This is a genomic window from Nocardia vulneris (assembly GCF_001613425.1).
In the GTDB taxonomy this organism is placed as follows: Bacteria; Actinomycetota; Actinomycetes; order Mycobacteriales; family Mycobacteriaceae; genus Nocardia; species Nocardia vulneris.
Map to the genome: position 1 here is coordinate 163183 of NZ_BDCI01000042.1, position 19931 is coordinate 183113.

The window sequence follows — 19931 nt, forward strand, 5'->3', positions numbered from 1 at the left end:
ACAGATGAACGGCCGCACGGCGATCCGTGCGGCCGTTCGCGTGTCCGGCGCGTTCACAGCACATTGCCAGGATGCACCCAGGGTCCTCACCGCTGTGCCGGTCATGCTCCTGCGGTGACCGCGATCAGCGCCGCCCTGGCCCCTGCGCCCGACTCGGCAATCCCCGCCTCATCGGACACGCTGCCACCGGCGCGCCGCTGGGAGCGCGTCGGTCTGGCCGCGCTGCTGATCGGCACGGCGGCCGCCTACCTCTGGCACATCACCGTCAACAGCATGGGCAACAACTTCTACGCCGCCGCCACCTGGGCTGGTTCCCGGAACTGGGAGGCGCTGCTGTTCGGCTCGCTGGACCCCGGCAATTTCATCACCGTCGACAAACCGCCGGTGTCCCAATGGGTCATGGGCCTGTCGGGTCAGCTGTTCGGTTTCAGCAGCGCGAGCATGCTCGTCCCCCAGGCGTTGATGGCCGTCGCCGCGGTGACCCTGCTGTACGCCGCGGTCACCCGCGCCACCGGTAGTCGCGGGGCGGGGCTGCTCGCGGGCACCGTGCTCGCGGCAACGCCGGTGGTGGCGTTGATGTTCCGGTTCAACAACCCGGACGCGGTGATGGTGCTGCTGATGACCGCGGGCGCCTACTGCACGATCCGGGCGTTGCGCCACGCGAGCGTGCGGTGGCTGATCCTGGCGGGCGTCGCGCTGGGGTTCGCGTTCCTGGCGAAGATGCTCGAGGGCCTGATGGTGCTGCCCGCGCTGGGGCTCACCTACCTGATCGTCGCGCCGACCACGCTGCGGAATCGATGGTGGCACCTCGTCGACGCGACGGCGGCGCTGGTCGTGTCGTCCGGCTGGTATGTGGTGCTGACGCTGCTGTGGCCCGCCACGACACGACCGTATCTGGCGGGATCGACGAACAACACGTTCATGGATCTGGTGCTCGGCTACAACGGGTTCGCGCGGTTTCTCGGCCACAATCACCGGGGCGCCAACCCTTTCGAGCTGCCGCCCGGTTACACGATGCCGCGCTCGGTGGGCACCGGTTTCGGCTTCGGCGGCGGATCGGGCCCGACCAGACTGTTCACCGGCGAGATCGGGTTCGAGATCTCCTGGCTGCTGCCCGCCGCGCTGCTGGCGTTCGGGCTCGTGCTGGTGTCGCGCCGGCGCGCGCCGCGGACCGACCCGGTGCGGGGCGCCGCACTGGTTTTCGGACTGTGGTTGCTCATCGACGGCATCGCGTTCAGCACCATGCAGGGCGGCATGCACGCGTACTACACCCTCGCGATCGGGCCCGCCGTGGCCGGGATGTTCGCCCTCGGCGTGCACGAGGTGTGGCGGCAGCGCGCCGTGGCGTTCGGCCGGATCGGTGCGGCGGCGCTGATTTTCGCCACCGGCGGTTGGGCTTTCGTGCTGCTCGGCCGTAACGCCGAGTGGCTGCCCTGGTTGCGCTGGACGGTGCTCGCGGTATCGATGCTCGCCGCGCTCGGACTGCTCGCGAGCGTGTTCCCTGCGGTGTCATGGCGATTGCGCAACCGGGCGATTTCGGTGCTGGTGGTCGCCGGGGTACTCGCCGGACTCGGTGGCACCACCGCCTATGCCGCGGCCACCCTGCCGCAGGAACATGTCGGCGGCAGCCCGTCCGTCGGTCCGGCCAAGCCGGAAAAGCCCGGTCCGGCCAACCAGATCCGACGAGCGGTCACCGCATTCGTGGACGGCACCACCGAGCCGCCGGTCGCCGCGCTGCTGCGGGACACCACCACGCCCTGGTCGGCGGCGGTGGACCGGTCCTCGACCGCGGCGAGCCTCGAGCTGGCCAGTCACACCCCGGTCATCGCGATCGGCGGCTTCACCTCCGCCGACCCGGTGCCGAGCCTGGCCGATTTCGAGAACCTCGTCCGCACCCACCAGGTGACCTACTACCTCGCGCAGGAAGTGAAGCTGCCCGATGCCTGGAAGGTTCCCGACCAGCCGGGCGTCATCCCGACTGTGCCGCCCGTGAACAACGGCCTGTGGCGCCCCGCCGGCCACAAGGACATCGCCGACTGGGTCGCCGCCCACTACACCGCCGTGCACTACGGCAACGTCGCCGTCTACGACCTCACCCGCCCGAAGTCATGACGGATGCCGCACCCGAGGGGATCGTGCGGCCATCGCGACGTGCCGGTGCGGAACCCGAACGCCCCGCGCAGGTTTCGACTGTTGTCGGCAACAGCGACAGCGACGGTTACGCTGGGTGGGTTATGACGACAAATCATGACCGAGCCGCGGCGGTACACGCCGAATTCAGCCGCTACATCGACCGCTGGGTCGAGTTGTTCAATGCCCGCGATATCCCGGGACTCACCGACCTGTACGAGCCCGCCGGGATCGTGGTCCCCAGCCCCGGACATCCGATCTCCGGCGCGGGGTTGTCCGCGGCGCTGACCCAATTCGCCGAGACGACGACGTCGATGAAAGCCACACTGCGCCAGGCATATCAGGCCGACGACATCGCCCTGCTGCTGATCGACTGGACCATGGAGGTTTCCGCGCCCGACGGTCAGCCGGTCACCCGGCACGGCACCGCCACCGATGTCGCGCGGCGTGGCGCCGACGGCCGCTGGCGCTACCTCATCGACAACCCCTCCGGCACCGCGGACCAGTAGCAGGTCAGGTGCGCTGATCCGTTCGGGTGGCGCGGATTCCGGCGACGATCACGCGCAGGCCGTGGGTGAACTCGGCGTCGGAGTCCGCGTCGGCGAAGCGCGCCACCATGTGCGTGGTCAACGGGTAGCGGGCGGCGTCCATCGCCTGCCCGAGCTGGTCCATCCCGTAGGGGTTGCGGTCGTAGTCCGTGCCGAGGCGCGCCTGCTCCTCGATGACGAATCCCGTTGTGTAATGCAGTAGTACCGGAAAGACCCGGCCGGCGTCCACGGTCGAGAAGCCCGCGTCTTCCAGGGTGCGCAACGTCAATTCCACTGTGCGCCACATTGCTTCGTCGTTGACGTAGGTACCCGCGAGCACCTTCGCACCGTCCCGGTAACGCAGCATCGACCGGCGCAGCCGGCCGGCGAGCCGCATCACCCACTCGTCCCATTCCTCACCCCGGCGCGGCGCTTCCACCCCGTCGACGGCGGCGACGAAGACGTTGCGCGCCATGGCGTCGAGCAGTTCACGCTTGTTCGCGACATGCCAGTACAGCGCCGGAGCTTGCACGTCCAGCGCGGCCGCCACTTTCCGCATGGTCAGTCCATCCAGGCCGACTTCGTCGAGTAGATCGAGCGCAGCCTGCGCGATGACCTGCGTATCCAACTTCACGCTTGACAGTTTAACAAAGTTCAGGTGTCCTTAACGACGTTAAGGAATTTAACGTTGTTAAGGAGAGGCTCATGGAAACGACCGAGGTGGTCATCGCCGGTGCCGGACCGACCGGCCTGATGCTGGCTTGCGAGCTACGGCTGGCGGGCATCGACGTGCTGCTGCTCGACGGCCTCCCCGCGCGCACCGGCGAGGCACGGGCCGGTGGTGTGCACGCCCGCACGATGGAGCTACTGGATCAACGGGGATTGCTCGAGCCGCTGCTCGCCCAGGGCCGCCCGATGAACGCAGGCCACTTCGGCGCCCTCCCGCTGGACTTCCACGATTTCGACACCCGCTATCCGTACATGCTCGCCGTGTTGCAATCGGTGGTCGAACGCGAACTCGACCAGCGGGCAACGGAATCGGGCGCGCCGGTGTACTGGGCGTCCCCTGTCGCCGGTTACACCCAGGACGCGCACGGCATCGAGCTCGAAGTCGGCGGGCCCCGACCACGCCGAATCCGCGCCGCCTACTTGGTCGGCTGCGACGGCGGGCGCAGCGCGGTGCGCAAGCTGGCAGGCATCGGCTTCCCGGGCACCGAGGCCACCATGACCGGCATGCTGGCCGATGTGGAACTCGCCGATCCGCCGCCGGAGCCGTTCTTCGGTCGCCGCGGCGGCGCGGGCGATTTCTCGGCGGTGCAGTTCCAGCCCGGCTGGTACCGCCTCGTCGTGCAGCGACACGACTTGGTGCTGGATCGGGGCGCGACAGTGACTTTCGAGCAGTTCCGCGACCACTACCGGGAGATCGCGGGCACCGACTTCGGGATGCACAGCCCCCGCTGGGTGACGCATTACGGCGATGCCGCGCGACAGGCGCAGCGCTACCGTGCCGGCCGGGTGTTCCTCGCGGGCGATGCCGCCCACATCCACTACCCCGCCGGCGGCCAGGGCTTGAACCTCGGCGTGCAGGACGCGGTGAATCTCGGCTGGAAGCTGGCGATCACCTTGCGCGGCAACGCTTCCGGTGCGGTGCTGGACAGCTACGAAACCGAGCGCCTGCCGGTCGGCGCGCGAGTCCTGCACAACACCAGGGCACAGACGGCCCTGCAGCGGTCCGGTCCACACGTCGACGCCCTACGCGACATCCTCGGCGATCTGATCGATGCGGACGTCGTACGGCACCGACTCGGGCTGATGATCACCGCGCTCGATATCCGCTACGACACCAAGGGAACTCACCCACTGGCCGGACGCCGAATGCCCGATCTCGATTTGGACGGCGGGGCCCGCGTCAATCAACTACTGCGGTCGGGTCGCCCGATACTGCTGTGCTGCAACGACAACGGAACCCCTCCGGTGCGCGGCGAAGTGGACGTCGTGCACGCCACGACACCGGCCACGTGGCGGGTGCCCGGCGTCGGCGAAATCCCTGCTGCCGACGCCGTTCTTCTGCGCCCAGACGGCTACGTCGCCTGGGTCGGCGAAGAATGCGGCGACGACGCCTTGGCCGAAGTTCTGACCACTTGGTTCGGCTCGGCCCCGTGACCGCCGCACCCGTCGCGCGAACGCCGGTGCTGCGGACGCCTCTCGACTAGGTCTGGTCGTCGACGGCCGCGCCGGGCGCGTTCTTCTGCACCGATTCGATGCCGTTGCGCGCCGCGGCCTTGCTTTCGTAGGCCTGGCTCGCGGCGATGACCTCACCGTTGGCGGCTTTGAGCCGCCAACGGGTCTTCGCGGCCTTGTCCGTGAACAGTTCGAATTTCGCGGCCATGACTACCTCTTCCTTTCCACTGGACAACAGGTGTCCCTTAGGGAGTAACCGCTCGGTATCAATTCAATCGCGGGCCTCTGAACAGGCAGGATGCGCATGTTTCGCAATTCCCCAGTTGTCGCCAGTCGAGATTGCGGTGCGGGTTGTGGTTCTACTTGCAGGACACACCCGATGCTCATTCGTGCGTGAAAGGTCCACTTGATGCGCAGAATCGCACATCTCACCCTGGGTCTATTGGTCGCTGCGGGCAGCCTGGTCGCCATGCCGGACGCCCTGGCGGACGCGGACTCCGGGCAGCTGGCGGACATCAGCGGCGTCACCGACGACGGCCCCACCACCACTGTGAAATCCGGCGCCGCCGCGGTGCGGGTGAGTTTCCCGCAGGCCGGCGCCGTGCGCGTGCAACTGGCGCCCGACGGGAAATTCACCGATCCGGCCGGCGACAAGATCGTGCTGCCGAGCAAGACCGCACCCGCGATACCGAAACGTAAAGACAAGGGCGACTATTGGGCCCTGTCCACCGGCGAGATCACGCTGCGCGCGTACAAGCGCCCGCTGCGCTTCGCGTTGTACGACGGCGCCGACACCGCGCAGATCTGGGCCGAGAAGTCGCCACTGTCCTGGAAGGGCGACACCACCACGCAGAGCCTCGGCCGCGGGCAGCAGGAACAGTTCTTCGGCGGCGGTGAACAGAACGGACGATTCAGCCACCGGGATCAGACGATCAGAATCTTCGCCGACGACAACTGGAACGACGGCGGCGCACCGAATTCGCAGCCGTTCTACCTGTCCAGCAACGGATACGGCGTGCTGCGCAACACGTTCGCGCCCGGCAGCTACACCTTCGGCGACACCGTGCGCACCACCCATGACGAGCGGCGATTCGACGCGATCTACGTCGTCGGCAAGGGCCCGAAAGGGGTGATCTCCGCCTACACCGCTCTGGTCGGACGCCCCTTCCTGCCACCGATCTACGGACTGGAGATGGGCGACTCGGACTGCTACCTGCACAACGCGAACCGGGGCGAGCGGCACACCCTCGACGCCGTCGCCATCGCCGAGGGCTACACCAAGAATGAGATGCCCAATGGTTGGATGCTGGTCAACGACGGCTACGGCTGCGGCTACGAGAATCTGCAGCAGGTCGGAGAGGGGCTGCGCAAGAACAACATGCAGCTCGGCCTGTGGACCGAGAACGGCCTGCCACATCAGGCCGAGGAGGTCAAAGCCGGTGTGCGGGTGCGCAAGCTGGACGTGGCCTGGGTCGGGCCCGGCTACCAGTTCGCCCTCGACGGTTGCGACAAGGCGCACAAGGGTATCGAGGAGAACAGCGACGCCCGCGGTTTCGTGTGGACGCCGGTGAGCTGGGCGGGCGCGCAACGCTGCGCGGTGCTGTGGAGTGGGGATCAAGCCGGTTCCTACGACTACATCCGCTGGCAGATACCGACTTACGCGGGCGCGACGATGTCGGGTATCGCGTACAACACCGGCGACGTCGACGGCATCTTCGGCGGCAGCCCGCAGACCTACACCCGGGATCTGCAGTGGAAAGCGTTCCTGCCCACCATCATGTCGATGGACGGGTGGGCGCCCAAGGACAAGCAGCCGTGGCGCTACGGTGAGCCGTACACCGCGATCAATCGGAAGTACCTGCAGCTCAAGGAAAGGCTGCTGCCCTACACCTATTCCTATGCGGTGGAGGCGAATCGCACCGGCATCGGCCAGGTGCGCCCGCTCGCGCTGGAGTACCCGAACGACCCGAACACCTGGGGCGACCAGGCACGCTACGAGTTCCTCTCCGGCAAGGACTTTCTCGTCGCGCCGATGTATCGCGACGGTGAGGTGCGCGACGGAATCTATCTGCCGGAGGGCACCTGGGTCGACTACTGGACCGGGCGCACCTGGCAGGGGCCGACCACGGTGAACGGGTATCGCGCGCCGCTGGACACCCTGCCGCTGTTCGTCCGGGCGGGTGCGGTGGTGCCGATGTGGGCGCAGGGCACCAAATCCTGGCAGACCCGCGACCGCGGGGTGCTCGATCTCGACATCTACCCGAAGGGCGCGGGCAGCTTCACGCTGACCGAAGACGACGGTGTGACAAGGGATTACCGGTCCGGCGCGCAGGCCACTCAGCAGTTCGGCGTGCGTGCACCCGATTCCGGGACCGGCACCGTCGAGGTGACGATCGGCGCGTCGACCGGATCCTACCGGGACCAGCCCGCGCAACGCCGCTACCAGCTCGCGGTGCACACCGCCGCCGCGCCGGCCGCGGTGCAGACCTCGACCGGTGCGCTGAACCGCTGCGCCGATCGCGCCGAGCTGGACCGCGCGGACAGCGGCTGGTGGTTCGACCCGAAAGATCGCGGCGGCGTGGTGCACGTGAAGACCGCGCCGATCGCCGCGCGGGACAGCCGGACAGTGACTTTGACCGGCACCAAGGCGGTGGGCGGATAGCCCGTTGCCGCATCAGGAAAGGAAACACGATGAGAAAGTTCTGCCACGGCGCCGCGGGCGCCCGCCGCTCCGGCGTAGCCGGCTGTGGCGCGCACTCCGCGGCGGAGCCACTCGCAGACCGGCGATGCAACGCTTGCAGCTCGCGAATTCGCTTGCGGCCGAGCGTCTTCCGCAGTTCCCCAGTCTCGCTGGGGAGCTCGGGCAGAGCACTACCGTGTCATGCTGCAACGGGACGTCCGGACGCCGACGGAAGATCGTCGGGCTGTCACTGAGATATCCACCCGCACAACTGTTCTCGGCTCCAGCTCAGCTCCGACCCGACGGGCCGCCGCGCGGCAAGTGAACGGGAATGCCGATGTCGCGGTCCGCCGCCGCATCGGTGACATCAGAGCTGACACCCCGCAGGTTCTTCCCGTCGGTGCGTGTCTGTGCCTCGCCGCTCGACCGCTGCGCGAGGTAGCCCCAATCCAGCCTCACCTCAGGGAGGAACCCCATGCGGTTGGCAAAATTCCCCTGGCTCGCGGCCTCCGTCGCGGCCATTCTGATCGGCGTCTCGACGGTCCTGGTGACCCTCACCAACGCGACGCCGGCGCTCACGGCCAGCACCGGCCCGTCCACCGGTGGCGCCAAGATCGCCTACTTCAACCAGTGGTCGATCTATCAGAACGCCTTCTACCCCAAGCACGTCGACACGTCGGGGATGGCAGGCAAGCTCGACTACATCATGTACGCGTTCGCCAACATCCACCCCACCGACCTGACCTGTTTCGAGGCCAACAAGGCCGCGGACCAGAACGAGAACAACCCGAATGCCGGTGACGGGGCGGGTGATTCGTACGCCGACTACGGCAAGACGTTCGACGCGGCCAGCAGTGTCGACGGCACCGCCGACAAATGGGACGACCCGATCGTCGGCAACTTCAAGCAGTTGAAGCAGCTCAAGGCCAAGCACCCGAATCTCAAGGTGCTGCTGTCCATCGGCGGCTGGACCTACTCGAAGTTCTTCTCCGACGTGGCCGCCACCGATGCCGCGCGCAAGAAGTTCGCCGCGTCCTGCATCGACATGTTCATCAAGGGCAACCTGCCCAAGCAGAACGGCTACGGCGGGCCCGGCACCGGTAAGGGCATCTTCGACGGTCTCGACCTGGACTGGGAGTATCCCGGCGGTGGTGGCCATCTCGGCAATCACGCGTCCCCGAACGACCGCGCCAACTTCACGTTGCTGACGGCCGAACTGCGTAAGCAACTGGACGCACAGGGCACGGCCGACGGCAAGCGTTACGCCTTGACCGCCGCGGTGGGGGCCGGCCAGGACAAGATCCGTCACTACGACACCGCCAACCTCGGCAAGTATCTCGACCTGGTCAACCTCATGACCTACGACATGCACGGCGCGTGGGATGCGAAGGGGCCGACCAACTTCCAGGACCCCATCTACAGCAGGCCGGACGATCCGATGAATCCGGTCCCGCCGGGCAACGGGAAGTACAACATCGATGCGGCGGTCACCGCGTGGACCACGGGTGACAGTTCTTACGGCATCCCGGGCGGCTTTCCGGCGAACAAGCTGACCGTCGGATTCCCGTTCTACTACCGCGGTTGGACGGGCGTGCCGGCAGGCAGCGAACACGGCCTGTTCCAGCCCGCGACGGGGCCCGCGCCCGGCGCACCGATGTCGGGCAACGTGCCGGGCATCCGGATGTACAAGGAACTGAACGGGGTCGTCGACAACCCGTCGCGCACGTTCTTCGACACCACCGCACAGGCCGCCTACTTCTACGACGGCACGAACTGGTGGGGCGGTGACTCACCGCAATCCATCAAGGCCAAAGTGGATTACCTGCACTGCAAGGGCCTCGGCGGCGCGATGATGTACTCGCTGGAGAACCTGGGTCCGACGCCGACCCTGTTCAACCATGTCATCGACGGGGTCAACAGTACGCCCGCGAACTGCAACCCGCCGACCACCACCCCGCCCACCACACCACCGACGACCACACCACCGTCGACTACACCACCGACCACGACACCGCCCTCGACCACCCCGCCGACCACGACGCCGCCCGCGGGCTCCGGTGTGGTCAACGGTGATTTCGAGAGCGGCGCGTTGTCCCCGTGGTCGTGTGCGGGCACGCTCGGTTCGATCGTGAGCACTCCGGTGCACGGCGGCAAGAACGCGTTGGGCGGCACGCCGACCGACAGCGACAACGCCCGGTGCTCGCAGACGGTCGCCGTCGAACCGGGGCGCACCTACACGCTGGCGGCGTGGGTGAACGGCAACTACGTCTACCTCGGCGCCTCCGGCACGGGCACGAGCGACGCGTCCACCTGGGCACCCAGCACCGGCGGTAACTACCAGCAGCTGTCCACCCAGTTCACCACCGGCGCCTCGACCAAGAGCGTCACGATCTGGCTGCACGGCTGGTACGGGCAAGGCAAGTACAGCGCGGACGATGTCACGCTGAAGTAGCAAGCGCGGCAACGAAAGTGGGCCTCGCGACCGCGAGGTCCACTTTTCGCGTGTCAGGGTGCGGCCAGCGCCCGGTCGACGAGCGCGGCGAGCACCGGGGTGAGCGCCTTCGCGTAGGTGACGGTCAGGTGGTTGTCGTCGCGATAGATCAGCGCGTTGCCGGTGATGAGCGGGCAGCGCTGCGCGGTACAGAACAGCTCGGTCAGGTCGGCGTACTGCGCCGACCCCGCCACGGTCGCCGTGCGCTCGGCCGCGATGCCCGCGTCGTTCACCGCGACCGGCCGCGCCGGGGCACACGCCACGGCGTCGTCGAGATGGCCGGACAGGCAGGCCGGGGCGGTACTGTGCGGATCCGGAACCGGGCCCAGCACAAGCACGCTCGCTCCGGTCGCGCGCAGCTGGGCGGTCAAGCGGGTCAGGCTGTCGAGCCAGGCCTGGTCGTAGGTGGTGAAGCCGAAGTCACCACCGTAGCGGCGCGACATGCTCACCACGATCAAACGCGGACGCTCGGCGCGCAGCCTGGCTATGACCTGGCCTCGCCACCGCACGCATTCGGTGTACTCCCGGCCCAGGTACGGGCTGGTGATGGGTAGTTCGAGCAGGGGGCAGGTGACCTTGCTCATCGTCTCCAGCCGCCACTGTCGCTGCTCGGCAACCTGTTCGAGGGCCGGACTCCACATGGCTGCGTGCGAATCACCGACCAGCGCCACTGTCGTCGCCGAACCCGGTTCGCCCGCAACGCATTCGGGTTGCCCGACGTCGAGCCAGGAACGGACACAACCATTGCCGAACACCGCCGCCTTGTCGCCGGGGGCCTCGGCCAGCGACGGATCGAGATTCGCTGGGACGGCACGCAACTCGGCCGATGCCGCGATCGCCGCCTGCACCTGCGCGGTCAGCTGCCGCACGGTGACCTCGTGCGGGTCGGTCACACCGGCCGGCGGGGCGGGCGCCGTCGTCACCGCGAGGGCCGGTGCGGCCGCGCCACGACCGACCGGCGCGGGCACGACCGCCAGTAACGCCACCACCACACAGACCACGGCCGCGGTGACGACACCACCGCAGACCAGGCTGAACTCGGCCGAGCGCCGCAGCGGCGCCGCGAACCGCACGGGATCCTCGATCAGCCACAGCGTCAGCATGGCCAGGCCCGCGGACACCGCGACCGCGCCCAGCACGCCGACCGTGCCGAGACCGTGCCCGAGCAGCCGGGGAGCCAGCTGCAAGACCGGCCAGTGCCAGAGATACCACGAGTAGGACAGCCTGCCGATCGCCCGCACCGGCGCGGCGGACAGCGCGCGCCCGGCGCCCCGGCCCGGCGCGGCACAGCCCGCGGCGATGATCGCCGCAGTACCGAGAACCGGTAGGAGCGCGGCAGTTCCGGGATAGGGCGTGTGCTCGTCGAGGCGGAGACAGGCCAGGACGATCGAGCCGAGACCGGCCCAGCCCGCGGCGGCGGCAACCGGCGGCGGCAATCGTCGCCACAGCGGGACCGAGAGCGCGACCAGACCACCGACGGCCAGTTCCCAGGCCCGGGCGGGCAGCGTGAAGAAGGCCCAGGGCGGGAGCGTGCGGGTCCAGTGCAGCGCGGTCGCGAACGACACCGCAGCAATCAGGGCGAGCGCGATCGAGTAGGGCCTCGGCGAACCACCGGCCGCGCGCCGGCGCGACACGCACCAGGCGAGACCGACGAGCAGCACGGGCCACAGCAGATAGAACTGTTCCTCCACCCCCAGCGACCAGTAGTGCTGGAACGGTGACGGTGGTGTGTCGGCGGCCAGGTAGTCGGTACCGTGCACGGCCAGTCGCACGTTGCCCACGTACAGCGCGCTCGCGATCGCGTCGCCGAGCACCGCGCGGGCCTGCAAGGGCGGCAGCGATGAGACCGCGGCGATCGCGGTCGCGAGCAGCACGACGCCCGCCGCGGGCAACAGCCGCCGAGCCCGTCCGCCGTAGAACCGGGCCAGAGCGAGGGTGCCGGTGCCCGACACCTCCCGCCACAGCAGGCCGGTGATGAGAAACCCGGAAATGACGAAAAAGACGTCCACACCCGCGAATCCGCCATCGATGCCGCCCAGACCCGCGTGGAACGCGATCACGGCGAGTACCGCGATCGCCCGCAATCCTTCGACATCGGGCCGGAATTGCGCCCTCGATACCCGCGGCACCGAATCGTCCTGCCGAATAACCAATTCGCGCGTGGCAGTCCGTGTCATGGACAGCATTCTTACCAACGCTCGCCGGTAATGTCCCGACAACTTTCGGCACTTCGAGCCGATCTGAAAACCGCTGTTAGAACTACTTAAAGCGGTGTTCCGAGAAAGTCAGGGGCGGAAGGATTTCGAAAGGAGTCGACGGGCCACGCGGGCGGCCATGAGGGTGGAAATGCCTGCGGGATCCTGGGGGTCGTAACCGGTGAGGTCGGCTATCCGGGACAGGCGGTAGGTGACGGTGTTGCGGTGGATATAGAGGGCGCGGGCCATCGCATTGTGGTTGAACTGATTGGCGATGTATTCGTCGAGCGTGCGAATGAGCAGCGGGTGCTCGTCGAGCGGTTCGAGGGCGGCGGCCAGATTCGGCAGCGCGGCCCCGGTGGTGGAGATCGCGTACTCGAACATCATGTCCTGACGCCGGCAGGCCACGTCGGGCCGGTCGAGACAGCGTGCGGTATCCGCGACGATCCTGGCCTCGGCGTACGCCGCCGGGATAGCGGCATGCGTGGCGGCGGGGGCGACGCCGATCCAGAAACCGGGATGCGGCTGATCGGCGCGCAAGCCGAGCCGGCTGGTGAGCGCACCGACCGGGTCGGCGTTGTCGTCTAGCGGGATCAGCGCGGTCCAGCCGCCGCTGTCGCGGTGCAGGAACGCACCGGGCACCTTGCCGATGCGATAGCGCAGATCGGTCAGCCGTCCCGGAGTGATCTCGCCCTGCCGGACGGCCGCGACCAGGAACGCGTCCGCGAGCGGGTCCTCGAGTTCGCGTGCCCACTCCCCCGGGTCCCGTCCGGCGAGCAGCGCGGCGGCGATCTCGTTCTGCTCCAGCAGATCCCAGCGCGGCTGACGCGCGTCCTCCACCAGTGCGATCGCGATACGGGACATCACCAGGCCCGCGTAGGTGGTCAACCGCAAGCCCAGTTCCGGGACGAACGGATGATCGTCGGCACTCAGCGCGGGCATCAGCTGCGCCCAGAAGAAGGAGACGCCGACGCGATAGTTGGTGAGCACCTCGTCCAGCGGCATCCCGTCGCGTACGAGCCGCACGGCCCGTTCGACGAGCGGACCGGTGTCCTGCTCCGACGGTTCGACGCCCGCGGCGGCGTAGCGGAAGAACAGTTCGACATTGAGTTCGGCGCTCGGCACGAAATCGGCGTCGAACATCGACTGTGGCAGCTCCGCGTAGGGCGCGGCAGCAACCCGGAAGTCGCTGGCCAGTGTCGCGGCCCGCATGCGCAGCTGCGCGATCATCTTCGGCCAGTGGTCACCGTCGCCGGTCACGGCGGCGGCCAGGGAGAAGTGCGTCATCGAACTTCCTAGCTACTCGTCACAACTCCCTCGGACGATACGCGGTCGGACCGCCCGGCAGCACCTGTCGGTGCCGCCGGGCGATATTTCAGCTACCGGGGAAACCAGGAGGCAGCGGCTGGAAGTCCGCCTTGAACTTGGGGCCCGGTGGCAGGCCGCGCAGCAGCGCGCTGGTCCACGCCACCGCCGGCGGCCACCCGGTCACCGCGTTGGTGATGTGCTCGGGCACCGGCACCGTGTAGAAGCGCAGATCGGCGCCGCGTTCCCAGTACGAGTTCACCGTCGGGATCACCACCGAGGGCGGGATCAGCTCGTCCCAGAGCCCGTGCCACCACAGCACCGGGGTGTCGGGGATGTACTTGCCCAGGCTGTTGTCCTGGAGCACCTTGATGATCTCGGGTTGGGTCTCCAACGACTTGCCGGGCTGGTAGTAGGCGCTGATCGGCCGGTAGACACCGGACAGCGCGATGGTCGCGTAGCAGCGGCTCTGGAAATCCCGGAGCAGTTGCTGACCTTCGGTGGTGAGCAGTTCGTCGACCTTGAAAACGTCCGGGTACTCGCGCGCCAGGCTGGCCAGGCCGAGCCACATCGTGAAATTGCTGGTGCCGGTCAGCCCGGGCTGCTCGCGGGTCGCATAGGCCGCTTCGGCGACCAGGTCACCGGGCGTACCACCGATCGTGGTGCCGAGGATTCGTACGTCGGGCGCGTAGGTGGCGCGCAGTTCGGCGGCGCGGATCGAACCGGAACCACCGCCGGAGTAGCCGTACAGCGCGATCCCCGAATCGGCGAGGCCGAGCCCGCTGTCGTTCTTCACCGCCCGCAGGCTGTCCAGCACCATCTTGCCCTCGGCGTAGGTGTTGAACGTGTTGAACTTGCCGTCGAAGTCGGGCACGTTGATCGCGAAACCCTGCAGCAACCAGTACACCGCGAGCGCGGATTCCTTCATGGTTCCGGTCTGCAGCGTGTAGGACGGATTGCAGGTGGAGCTGGTGGAGTCGATCGCCTCCTGGAACGACAGCACCGGGCGGGCGCTGCCCTGCCAGGGAATACCCGGCACGATGACCGTCGTCGCGGTCACGATCGGGTTGTCGTGCACATCGTTCGACCGATACAGCAGCTGCTTGGTGTACACCGGGAACGGGAGGCCGAGCAGGCGGGTCTGCACCTCGCGCGAACGGACGATCGCACCGGGTGCGTAGGACTCCAGGTTCGGCGGGTCGTCGTACCAGGGATCCTCGCTCGGCGTCGGGATCGGCAGCAGGTCGTAGAGCTGCGGTTCGGTCGGCAGCTGCGGCAGCTGGTTCTGATCCGGCGGGAACGTGGGGAAACCGGGCTCCGCCGACGCCATACCGGCGCCACTCACCGCCATGATCGCCGACACCGTCACTACGACGAGCCGCCGCCACCTAGACCTGTCCACTTGTCCTCCAGCACCATTGCCTACCTATCGCCGACGTCACACTCACGCGTCGACAGGATCATGCTCACAGCTGAGGACAGCGATGCGCTATCGGCATAACGCCGACGGTCCGGCGCGGCCGTTGTGCATATGCACGGTTCGCCGCCGACGCCGGAGCAGTTCGGCGCTGACACGCAGACGCGACAGCACGACCAGAATGAACGCCCCGCGACCGGAGCGCACACCGAGCCGCAGTCGCTCGGCACCCGCGCCGACGTCGTCGCGAGTCACCAGCGGCGGCATCGGCCTGCCGTCCACCGTCCGGACTCGCCGGGACGCGATCTCACGTGGCTGCTGCATGGCTGTCTCCTCGAGTACGCAGTCGTAGTCGGTTCGATGTCAGTGCACGACAAGGGGTTCGAGGTCGGGGGCGGGCCGGGCCCGGCCCGGCAGCAGCGCCACGACGATCACGCCGCCGACCAGGAACACCGCGGCGCCGGACCAGAAGGCGGCGACATAACTGTGGATCTGGGACTGCGCGACCGACGTCGTGCTCTGCACGGTCCGCGACAGATACCGCGCCGCCGCGGTCGCGGCGATCGAGTTCAGCAGCACGGTGCCGATCGAACCGCCCACCTGCTGCATCGTGTTCACCATCGCCGAAGCCACACCCGAATCATCGGGAGCGACCCGCGCGGTGGCGTTCTGCATCGAGACCGCGAACACCGCGCCCATGCCGAGGCCGAGCAGCAACAAGCCGGGCAGCACGGGCACGAGGTAGGCGGTATCCAGCCCGATGCCGGTGAGCAGCACCATTCCCGCTGCAGCACTGAGGAATCCGGTGCCGATGGTGGCCTTGACACCCAGCCGCGGCAGCAACCGGGTGGGCGTGAGCGTCGCGGCGGCCATGAGTGCGACCACCATCGGCAAGAACGCGACGCCGGTGCGCAGCGGCGAATACCCGCGCACCAACTCCAGGTAGTAGGTCAGGAACAGGAACAGCGCGAACGCTCCGACTCCGGTGAAGAACACGGAGAGATACGCGCACGCGCGGGTGCGATCGAGCAGAATCCTAAGCGGCAGTAGCGGATTCGGCACCTTGCGCTCCACCTGGACGAACACCGCGAGCAGCACCACCGCGGCCAGCAGGAATCCGAGGGTGAGCGGATTCGACCAGCCGTCGGATTCGGCGTGCGCGAACCCGTAGACGATGCCGAACAGCGCCGCGCTCACCAGCGCGGCCCCAGGCAGGTCCAGCGCTTTCTTCTGTTGCGGCACAGTACGACCCAGCGTCAACCCGGCGCCGATCACCGCGACGGCCGCGAAGATCAGGTTCACATAGAACACCCAGCGCCACGACGCCCATTCGGTGAGCACACCGCCGAGCAGAAGCCCGATCGCGCTCCCCGCGCCTGCCACTGCGCCGAACACGCCGAAAGCCTTGGCTCGCTCCGCCTTATCGGTGAAGGTCGTCGTCAGCAAGGACAGCGCGGCCGGCGCGAGCAGCGCGCCGAACACGCCCTGTACCACCCGGGCACCGACCAGCATCGCGAAATCCTGTGCGGCACCACCGAATGCGGACGCCGCGGCAAACCCCACCAGTCCGATCACGAACATGCGGCGCCGGCCGAACAGGTCACCGAATCGGCCGCCGAGCAACAGCAGGCTGCCGAAGGCGAGCGAGTAGCCGGTGACCACCCACTGCCTGCCCGCATCCGAAAAGCCCAGTTGGGCCTGCGCTTGCGGCAATGCGATGTTCGCGATGGTCGCATCGAGCACGACCATCAACTGCGCTGTCGCCAGGACCGCCAGCGCAGCCCAGCGTCTGCGAGCGCGATTCGTGGCCGGATCCGCACCGACCCGGTCCTGGATTCGATCGAGCACCGTCGCCATGGCACACCTCGTCACATCGGTAACGCTTCGACTATTGGCCGGACCGGCTCGACGGCCGATCGGAGAAGAGCTGGACGTGGCTCGCCGACTGTGTGCGGTCACGTATCCCGATCGCGGTATTCCAATTGCCAGAGTAGGCATATTTGCCAAATCTGGCAAGATTTCCATATGTGGCACTGATCTCAGCGCCTTTTGGGCGCGCAGTCACCCTGAACCCGCCTCGTTCAATGGCCGCCTAGCGCGCCGGAATGCCCGACCGCAGGCCGTCGAGAGCCTCGAGGACCAGCTCGACCGGGCCCGAACCACCCGGGTCGCGCTGCTGCCACACCCGATGTCCGGTTTTCAACGCCGCCTGCGCGGCAGCTGCCAGCAGGTTCGGGTAGAGGTCACGCCGGGCATCGGTTCCGGTGCGCGCCGCGATCGCCTCGGCCATCATCTGTTCGATCTGCATGTCCCAGCTGACGAAGTGCGGCAGCAGCGACGGGTCCGACGCCATGAGATCGATGGCCGCGGCCGCCCGCCGGGTCGCCTCGACCTCGTCCATCGAGGCCACGATCGCGTTGCGGAGGGCATCCCAGATCGGCTCGTCGGCGGGCCGTGCACGCAGCAACGCGATGAGCCCGCCCGTGCGCTGCCGGACCGAATGGACGACCGCCTCTTCCTTGCTGGAGAAGTAATTACGAAAGGTCCGCGGTGAGACGCCGGCCGCCTCGGCGATCGCGTCCGTGGTCACCGCGCCGGGTCCCAGCTCGACCACCAACCGCGCCGCGGCCTCGGCGAGAGCCGTACGCGTCGCTTCCTTCTTGCGTTCCCGCAAGCCCGGCCGTGTCGCCATCCGGCCAGTTTGCCACGCCGCACGGCACGGAACGGCTCACCCGGCGTGTTGGGTCGCCAGACTGGCGGCGTAGGCGAGGACCATGTCCTGGACGACCCCGAGCACGGCCGCGTCCAGGCCGGGCGGCGAGAAGACGGGGCGGATGACCGCCTGGCCCGAGAAGGTGTGCAGCATCGCGAAGAACAGCGGCTCGCGCAATGCCGCGGGAAAGCGCCGTAGTGCGCCGGATTGTTCTGCGGCGGCGAAGATCTGGGCGTAGAAGTCCGCGAGGGCAGGCGCGATCCGGGCGTGCAGTTCCGGATCGGAGCGCGCGGCGACGATCACCTCGCGCAGCGCGTGCGTGAGATTCGAGGATTGGGCCTGCTGGAGATAACGCAGGGCCACGCCGAGCGCTTCGTCGTCGTCCTCGACACCGGCGAGCAGGGTCTGGAACGTGGCGAGCTGGCGGCCGACGATCTCGCGCGCGGCCGCGACGATCAGGTCGAAGCGCCCGTCGAACTGCCGGAACATCGCGCCGACCGACATGCCCGCGGCCTTGCACACGTCCTGCACCTTGGTGCGGTGATAGCCGAATTCTGCGAGCGACTCGATCGTGGCGTCGATCAGTTTCGCCACGGTCGCCGCGCGCCGCTCCTCCTGGGTCCGCCGCTGCGGCTTGGTCGAATTCGCTGCCACGTCATCCATCCTGCCGCTTCGCGGCGGCGTCGGCACGAAGGGCGCGCGCCCACCCGCCGCCGTTGACATTGTGACCCCAGTCACCGTAACTTTAGGAAATTAATATTCTCTTTCTGTGGGGGCTGGGTGACGACGGCCCGGCAGGAGCTCGTTACGCGGAAGGACCCTGCTGTGCGCACCAGCATCTCGAACGCGACCCCTCCGGTCGCCGCCAAACAGTCCCCACCGCGATCTCGCGGTGCCGTGTTCGGCGTGCTCGTCGCGTTGATCTTCGGCTTGCTGACCTGCCCCGGAGTATCGGCACCGGCCGCCAGCGCGGGCCCGCCGCTGCCCGAGAACGATCCGTTCTACGCCGCACCGCCCGGTTTCGAACAGACCGAGCCGGGCACGATCCTGCGGTCACGTCCGGTGACCGTCGCCGCGCTCAACCTGTTCCCCGTCCGGATTCAGGCGTGGCAATTGCTCTATCGCACAACGGACTTCAATGATCAGCCGTATACGTCGGTGACCACGGTGATGGTCCCGGAGGGTCCGGCGAAGCCGCGACCACTGCTGTCGTACCAGACCGCGGTGGACGCGATCGCGGGCATGTGCAGTGCCTCGTATTCGTTGCAACAGGGCTCGCCGATCGATTTCGGCAATCCCGCGGGCCCGCTCACCGCAGGAGCCGGCGCTGCCGAAATCCTGTTGGCCGCCAGCGGTCTCGCCCGCGGCTGGGCGGTGTCGATCCCAGATCAGGGCGGCACCCAGCATCGCTTCGCCACTCCCCGCGAGCCGGGTTACGTTGTGCTCGACGGCATTCGGGCCGCCGAACAGTTCGACCCGTTGGGTCTGGACGGGACCCGCACCCCCGTGACACTGTGGGGCTATTCCGGCGGGGGCATCGCCACCGCCTGGACCGCGGAGATGCAGCCCGAGTACGCACCGGAATTGAACATCGCCGGGGCCGCCGTCGGCGCACCGGTCGCCGACCTGTTCGGCGGACTGAAGGCCGTGAACGGCGGACTGCTCGGTGGGCTCATCCCGATCGCAGTGGCGGCGATCGCCAAGGACTCCCCCGAGTTCGCCGCCGCCATCGACCGGTACATGTCCCCCGAAGGGCAGGCGCTCGTCGCCGATGTGCCCGGCCGCTGCACCTCGCAGACCGCGCTCAACACCACACTGCACGAGCTGCTTCGGCACTTCGCACTGCCGGATGTCACCCGGTACCTGAGCGTGAGCCTCGACGAACTGCTTCAGGACCCGGTCATCCGCACCGCCATCGAGGAACGCACCCTGGGCCGCCGGGCCCCGAGCGCGCCCGTCTACCTCTACAACAGCGTCAACGACGAGGTGAGTACCGCCGCCGGGGCCGACGGACTCGCCGAGTCCTACTGCGCCGCGGGCACTTCGGTCACCTACCGGCGTGATCAGTTCCCACCGGTGGTGAGCCCGCATGTCAACTTCGCGATGCTGGGTGCGCCCGATGCGTTCAACTGGCTCGTCCGCCGCGCCGAAGGGCAGCCCGCCCAACCCGGTTGCGATATCCGGACCGTGCCGTCGACCCTGCTCGACCCGGCCGCGATCGGCACCCTGGGCGGCAGCGTCGGCGCCGCCCTGTCCGCGATGCTCGGCCTACCGCTCGGCGCGGGCAGGTAA

At 68.0% G+C, this 19931-nt stretch carries 15 protein-coding genes; 6 read left to right on the forward strand and 9 right to left on the reverse strand.

All coding sequences use genetic code 11. The annotated features are described in order from the left end of the window. Positions 1-114: 114 nt before the first annotated feature. Both NVU01S_RS36505 and NVU01S_RS36510 read left to right on the forward strand, forming a co-directional pair. Positions 115-2112 (forward strand): ArnT family glycosyltransferase, encoded by a 1998-nt coding sequence (locus NVU01S_RS36505; RefSeq protein WP_043681591.1) that lies wholly within the window; start codon positions 115-117, stop codon positions 2110-2112. A 122-nt stretch (positions 2113-2234) separates the two neighbouring features. After that, the gene (locus tag NVU01S_RS36510) at positions 2235-2639 is read left to right on the forward strand and encodes a YybH family protein (RefSeq protein WP_043681594.1); all 405 of its coding nucleotides are present in this window, start codon (positions 2235-2237) and stop codon (positions 2637-2639) included. Between the two features lie 4 nt (positions 2640-2643). Here the strand turns inward: NVU01S_RS36510 and NVU01S_RS36515 are convergent, their stop codons facing one another. Then, positions 2644-3291, reverse strand: a complete 648-nt coding sequence (locus NVU01S_RS36515; protein WP_043681597.1) for a TetR/AcrR family transcriptional regulator C-terminal domain-containing protein — start codon at positions 3289-3291, stop codon at positions 2644-2646. A 71-nt stretch (positions 3292-3362) separates the two neighbouring features. Here NVU01S_RS36515 and NVU01S_RS36520 point away from each other — a divergent pair, with 71 nt between their 5' ends. Further along, entirely contained in the window at positions 3363-4820 is a 1458-nt protein-coding gene (locus NVU01S_RS36520; protein WP_043681600.1) for an FAD-dependent monooxygenase, read from the forward strand. 46 nt (positions 4821-4866) lie between these two features. Here NVU01S_RS36520 and NVU01S_RS36525 read toward each other — a convergent pair whose 3' ends face one another. After that, positions 4867-5046, reverse strand: coding sequence for a YegP family protein (locus tag NVU01S_RS36525; protein WP_014986775.1), 180 nt, complete (start codon positions 5044-5046; stop codon positions 4867-4869). Positions 5047-5247: 201 nt separating this feature from the next. Here NVU01S_RS36525 and NVU01S_RS36530 point away from each other — a divergent pair, with 201 nt between their 5' ends. Further along, complete coding sequence (locus NVU01S_RS36530; RefSeq protein WP_043681603.1) at positions 5248-7500, forward strand: glycoside hydrolase family 31 protein; 2253 nt, start codon at positions 5248-5250, stop codon at positions 7498-7500. A gap of 493 nt (positions 7501-7993) precedes the next feature. Continuing rightward, a complete protein-coding gene (locus NVU01S_RS36540) occupies positions 7994-9970 on the forward strand; it encodes a glycosyl hydrolase family 18 protein (RefSeq protein ID WP_043681609.1) in 1977 nt (658 codons plus the stop codon). A gap of 53 nt (positions 9971-10023) precedes the next feature. Here the strand turns inward: NVU01S_RS36540 and NVU01S_RS36545 are convergent, their stop codons facing one another. The 7 genes from NVU01S_RS36545 to NVU01S_RS36575 form a co-directional block, all read right to left on the reverse strand. After that, complete coding sequence (locus NVU01S_RS36545; RefSeq protein ID WP_052281375.1) at positions 10024-12186, reverse strand: acyltransferase family protein; 2163 nt, start codon at positions 12184-12186, stop codon at positions 10024-10026. Between the two features lie 108 nt (positions 12187-12294). Next, positions 12295-13491 (reverse strand): PucR family transcriptional regulator, encoded by a 1197-nt coding sequence (locus tag NVU01S_RS36550; protein ID WP_043681612.1) that lies wholly within the window; start codon positions 13489-13491, stop codon positions 12295-12297. A gap of 88 nt (positions 13492-13579) precedes the next feature. After that, positions 13580-14860, reverse strand: a complete 1281-nt coding sequence (locus NVU01S_RS36555) for a lipase family protein (RefSeq protein WP_052281376.1) — start codon at positions 14858-14860, stop codon at positions 13580-13582. A 138-nt stretch (positions 14861-14998) separates the two neighbouring features. Beyond that, positions 14999-15250: a hypothetical protein gene (locus NVU01S_RS36560; protein ID WP_043681619.1), complete on the reverse strand. Its 252-nt coding sequence runs from the start codon at positions 15248-15250 to the stop codon at positions 14999-15001. Between the two features lie 39 nt (positions 15251-15289). Further along, positions 15290-16783: an MFS transporter gene (locus NVU01S_RS36565; protein ID WP_082032442.1), complete on the reverse strand. Its 1494-nt coding sequence runs from the start codon at positions 16781-16783 to the stop codon at positions 15290-15292. Between the two features lie 235 nt (positions 16784-17018). Continuing rightward, the gene (locus NVU01S_RS36570) at positions 17019-17618 is read right to left on the reverse strand and encodes a TetR/AcrR family transcriptional regulator (RefSeq protein WP_043681622.1); all 600 of its coding nucleotides are present in this window, start codon (positions 17616-17618) and stop codon (positions 17019-17021) included. A 36-nt stretch (positions 17619-17654) separates the two neighbouring features. Beyond that, positions 17655-18293 (reverse strand): TetR/AcrR family transcriptional regulator, encoded by a 639-nt coding sequence (locus NVU01S_RS36575; protein WP_082032443.1) that lies wholly within the window; start codon positions 18291-18293, stop codon positions 17655-17657. Between the two features lie 171 nt (positions 18294-18464). Here NVU01S_RS36575 and NVU01S_RS36580 point away from each other — a divergent pair, with 171 nt between their 5' ends. Next, a complete protein-coding gene (locus NVU01S_RS36580; RefSeq protein WP_244467536.1) occupies positions 18465-19931 on the forward strand; it encodes a lipase family protein in 1467 nt (488 codons plus the stop codon).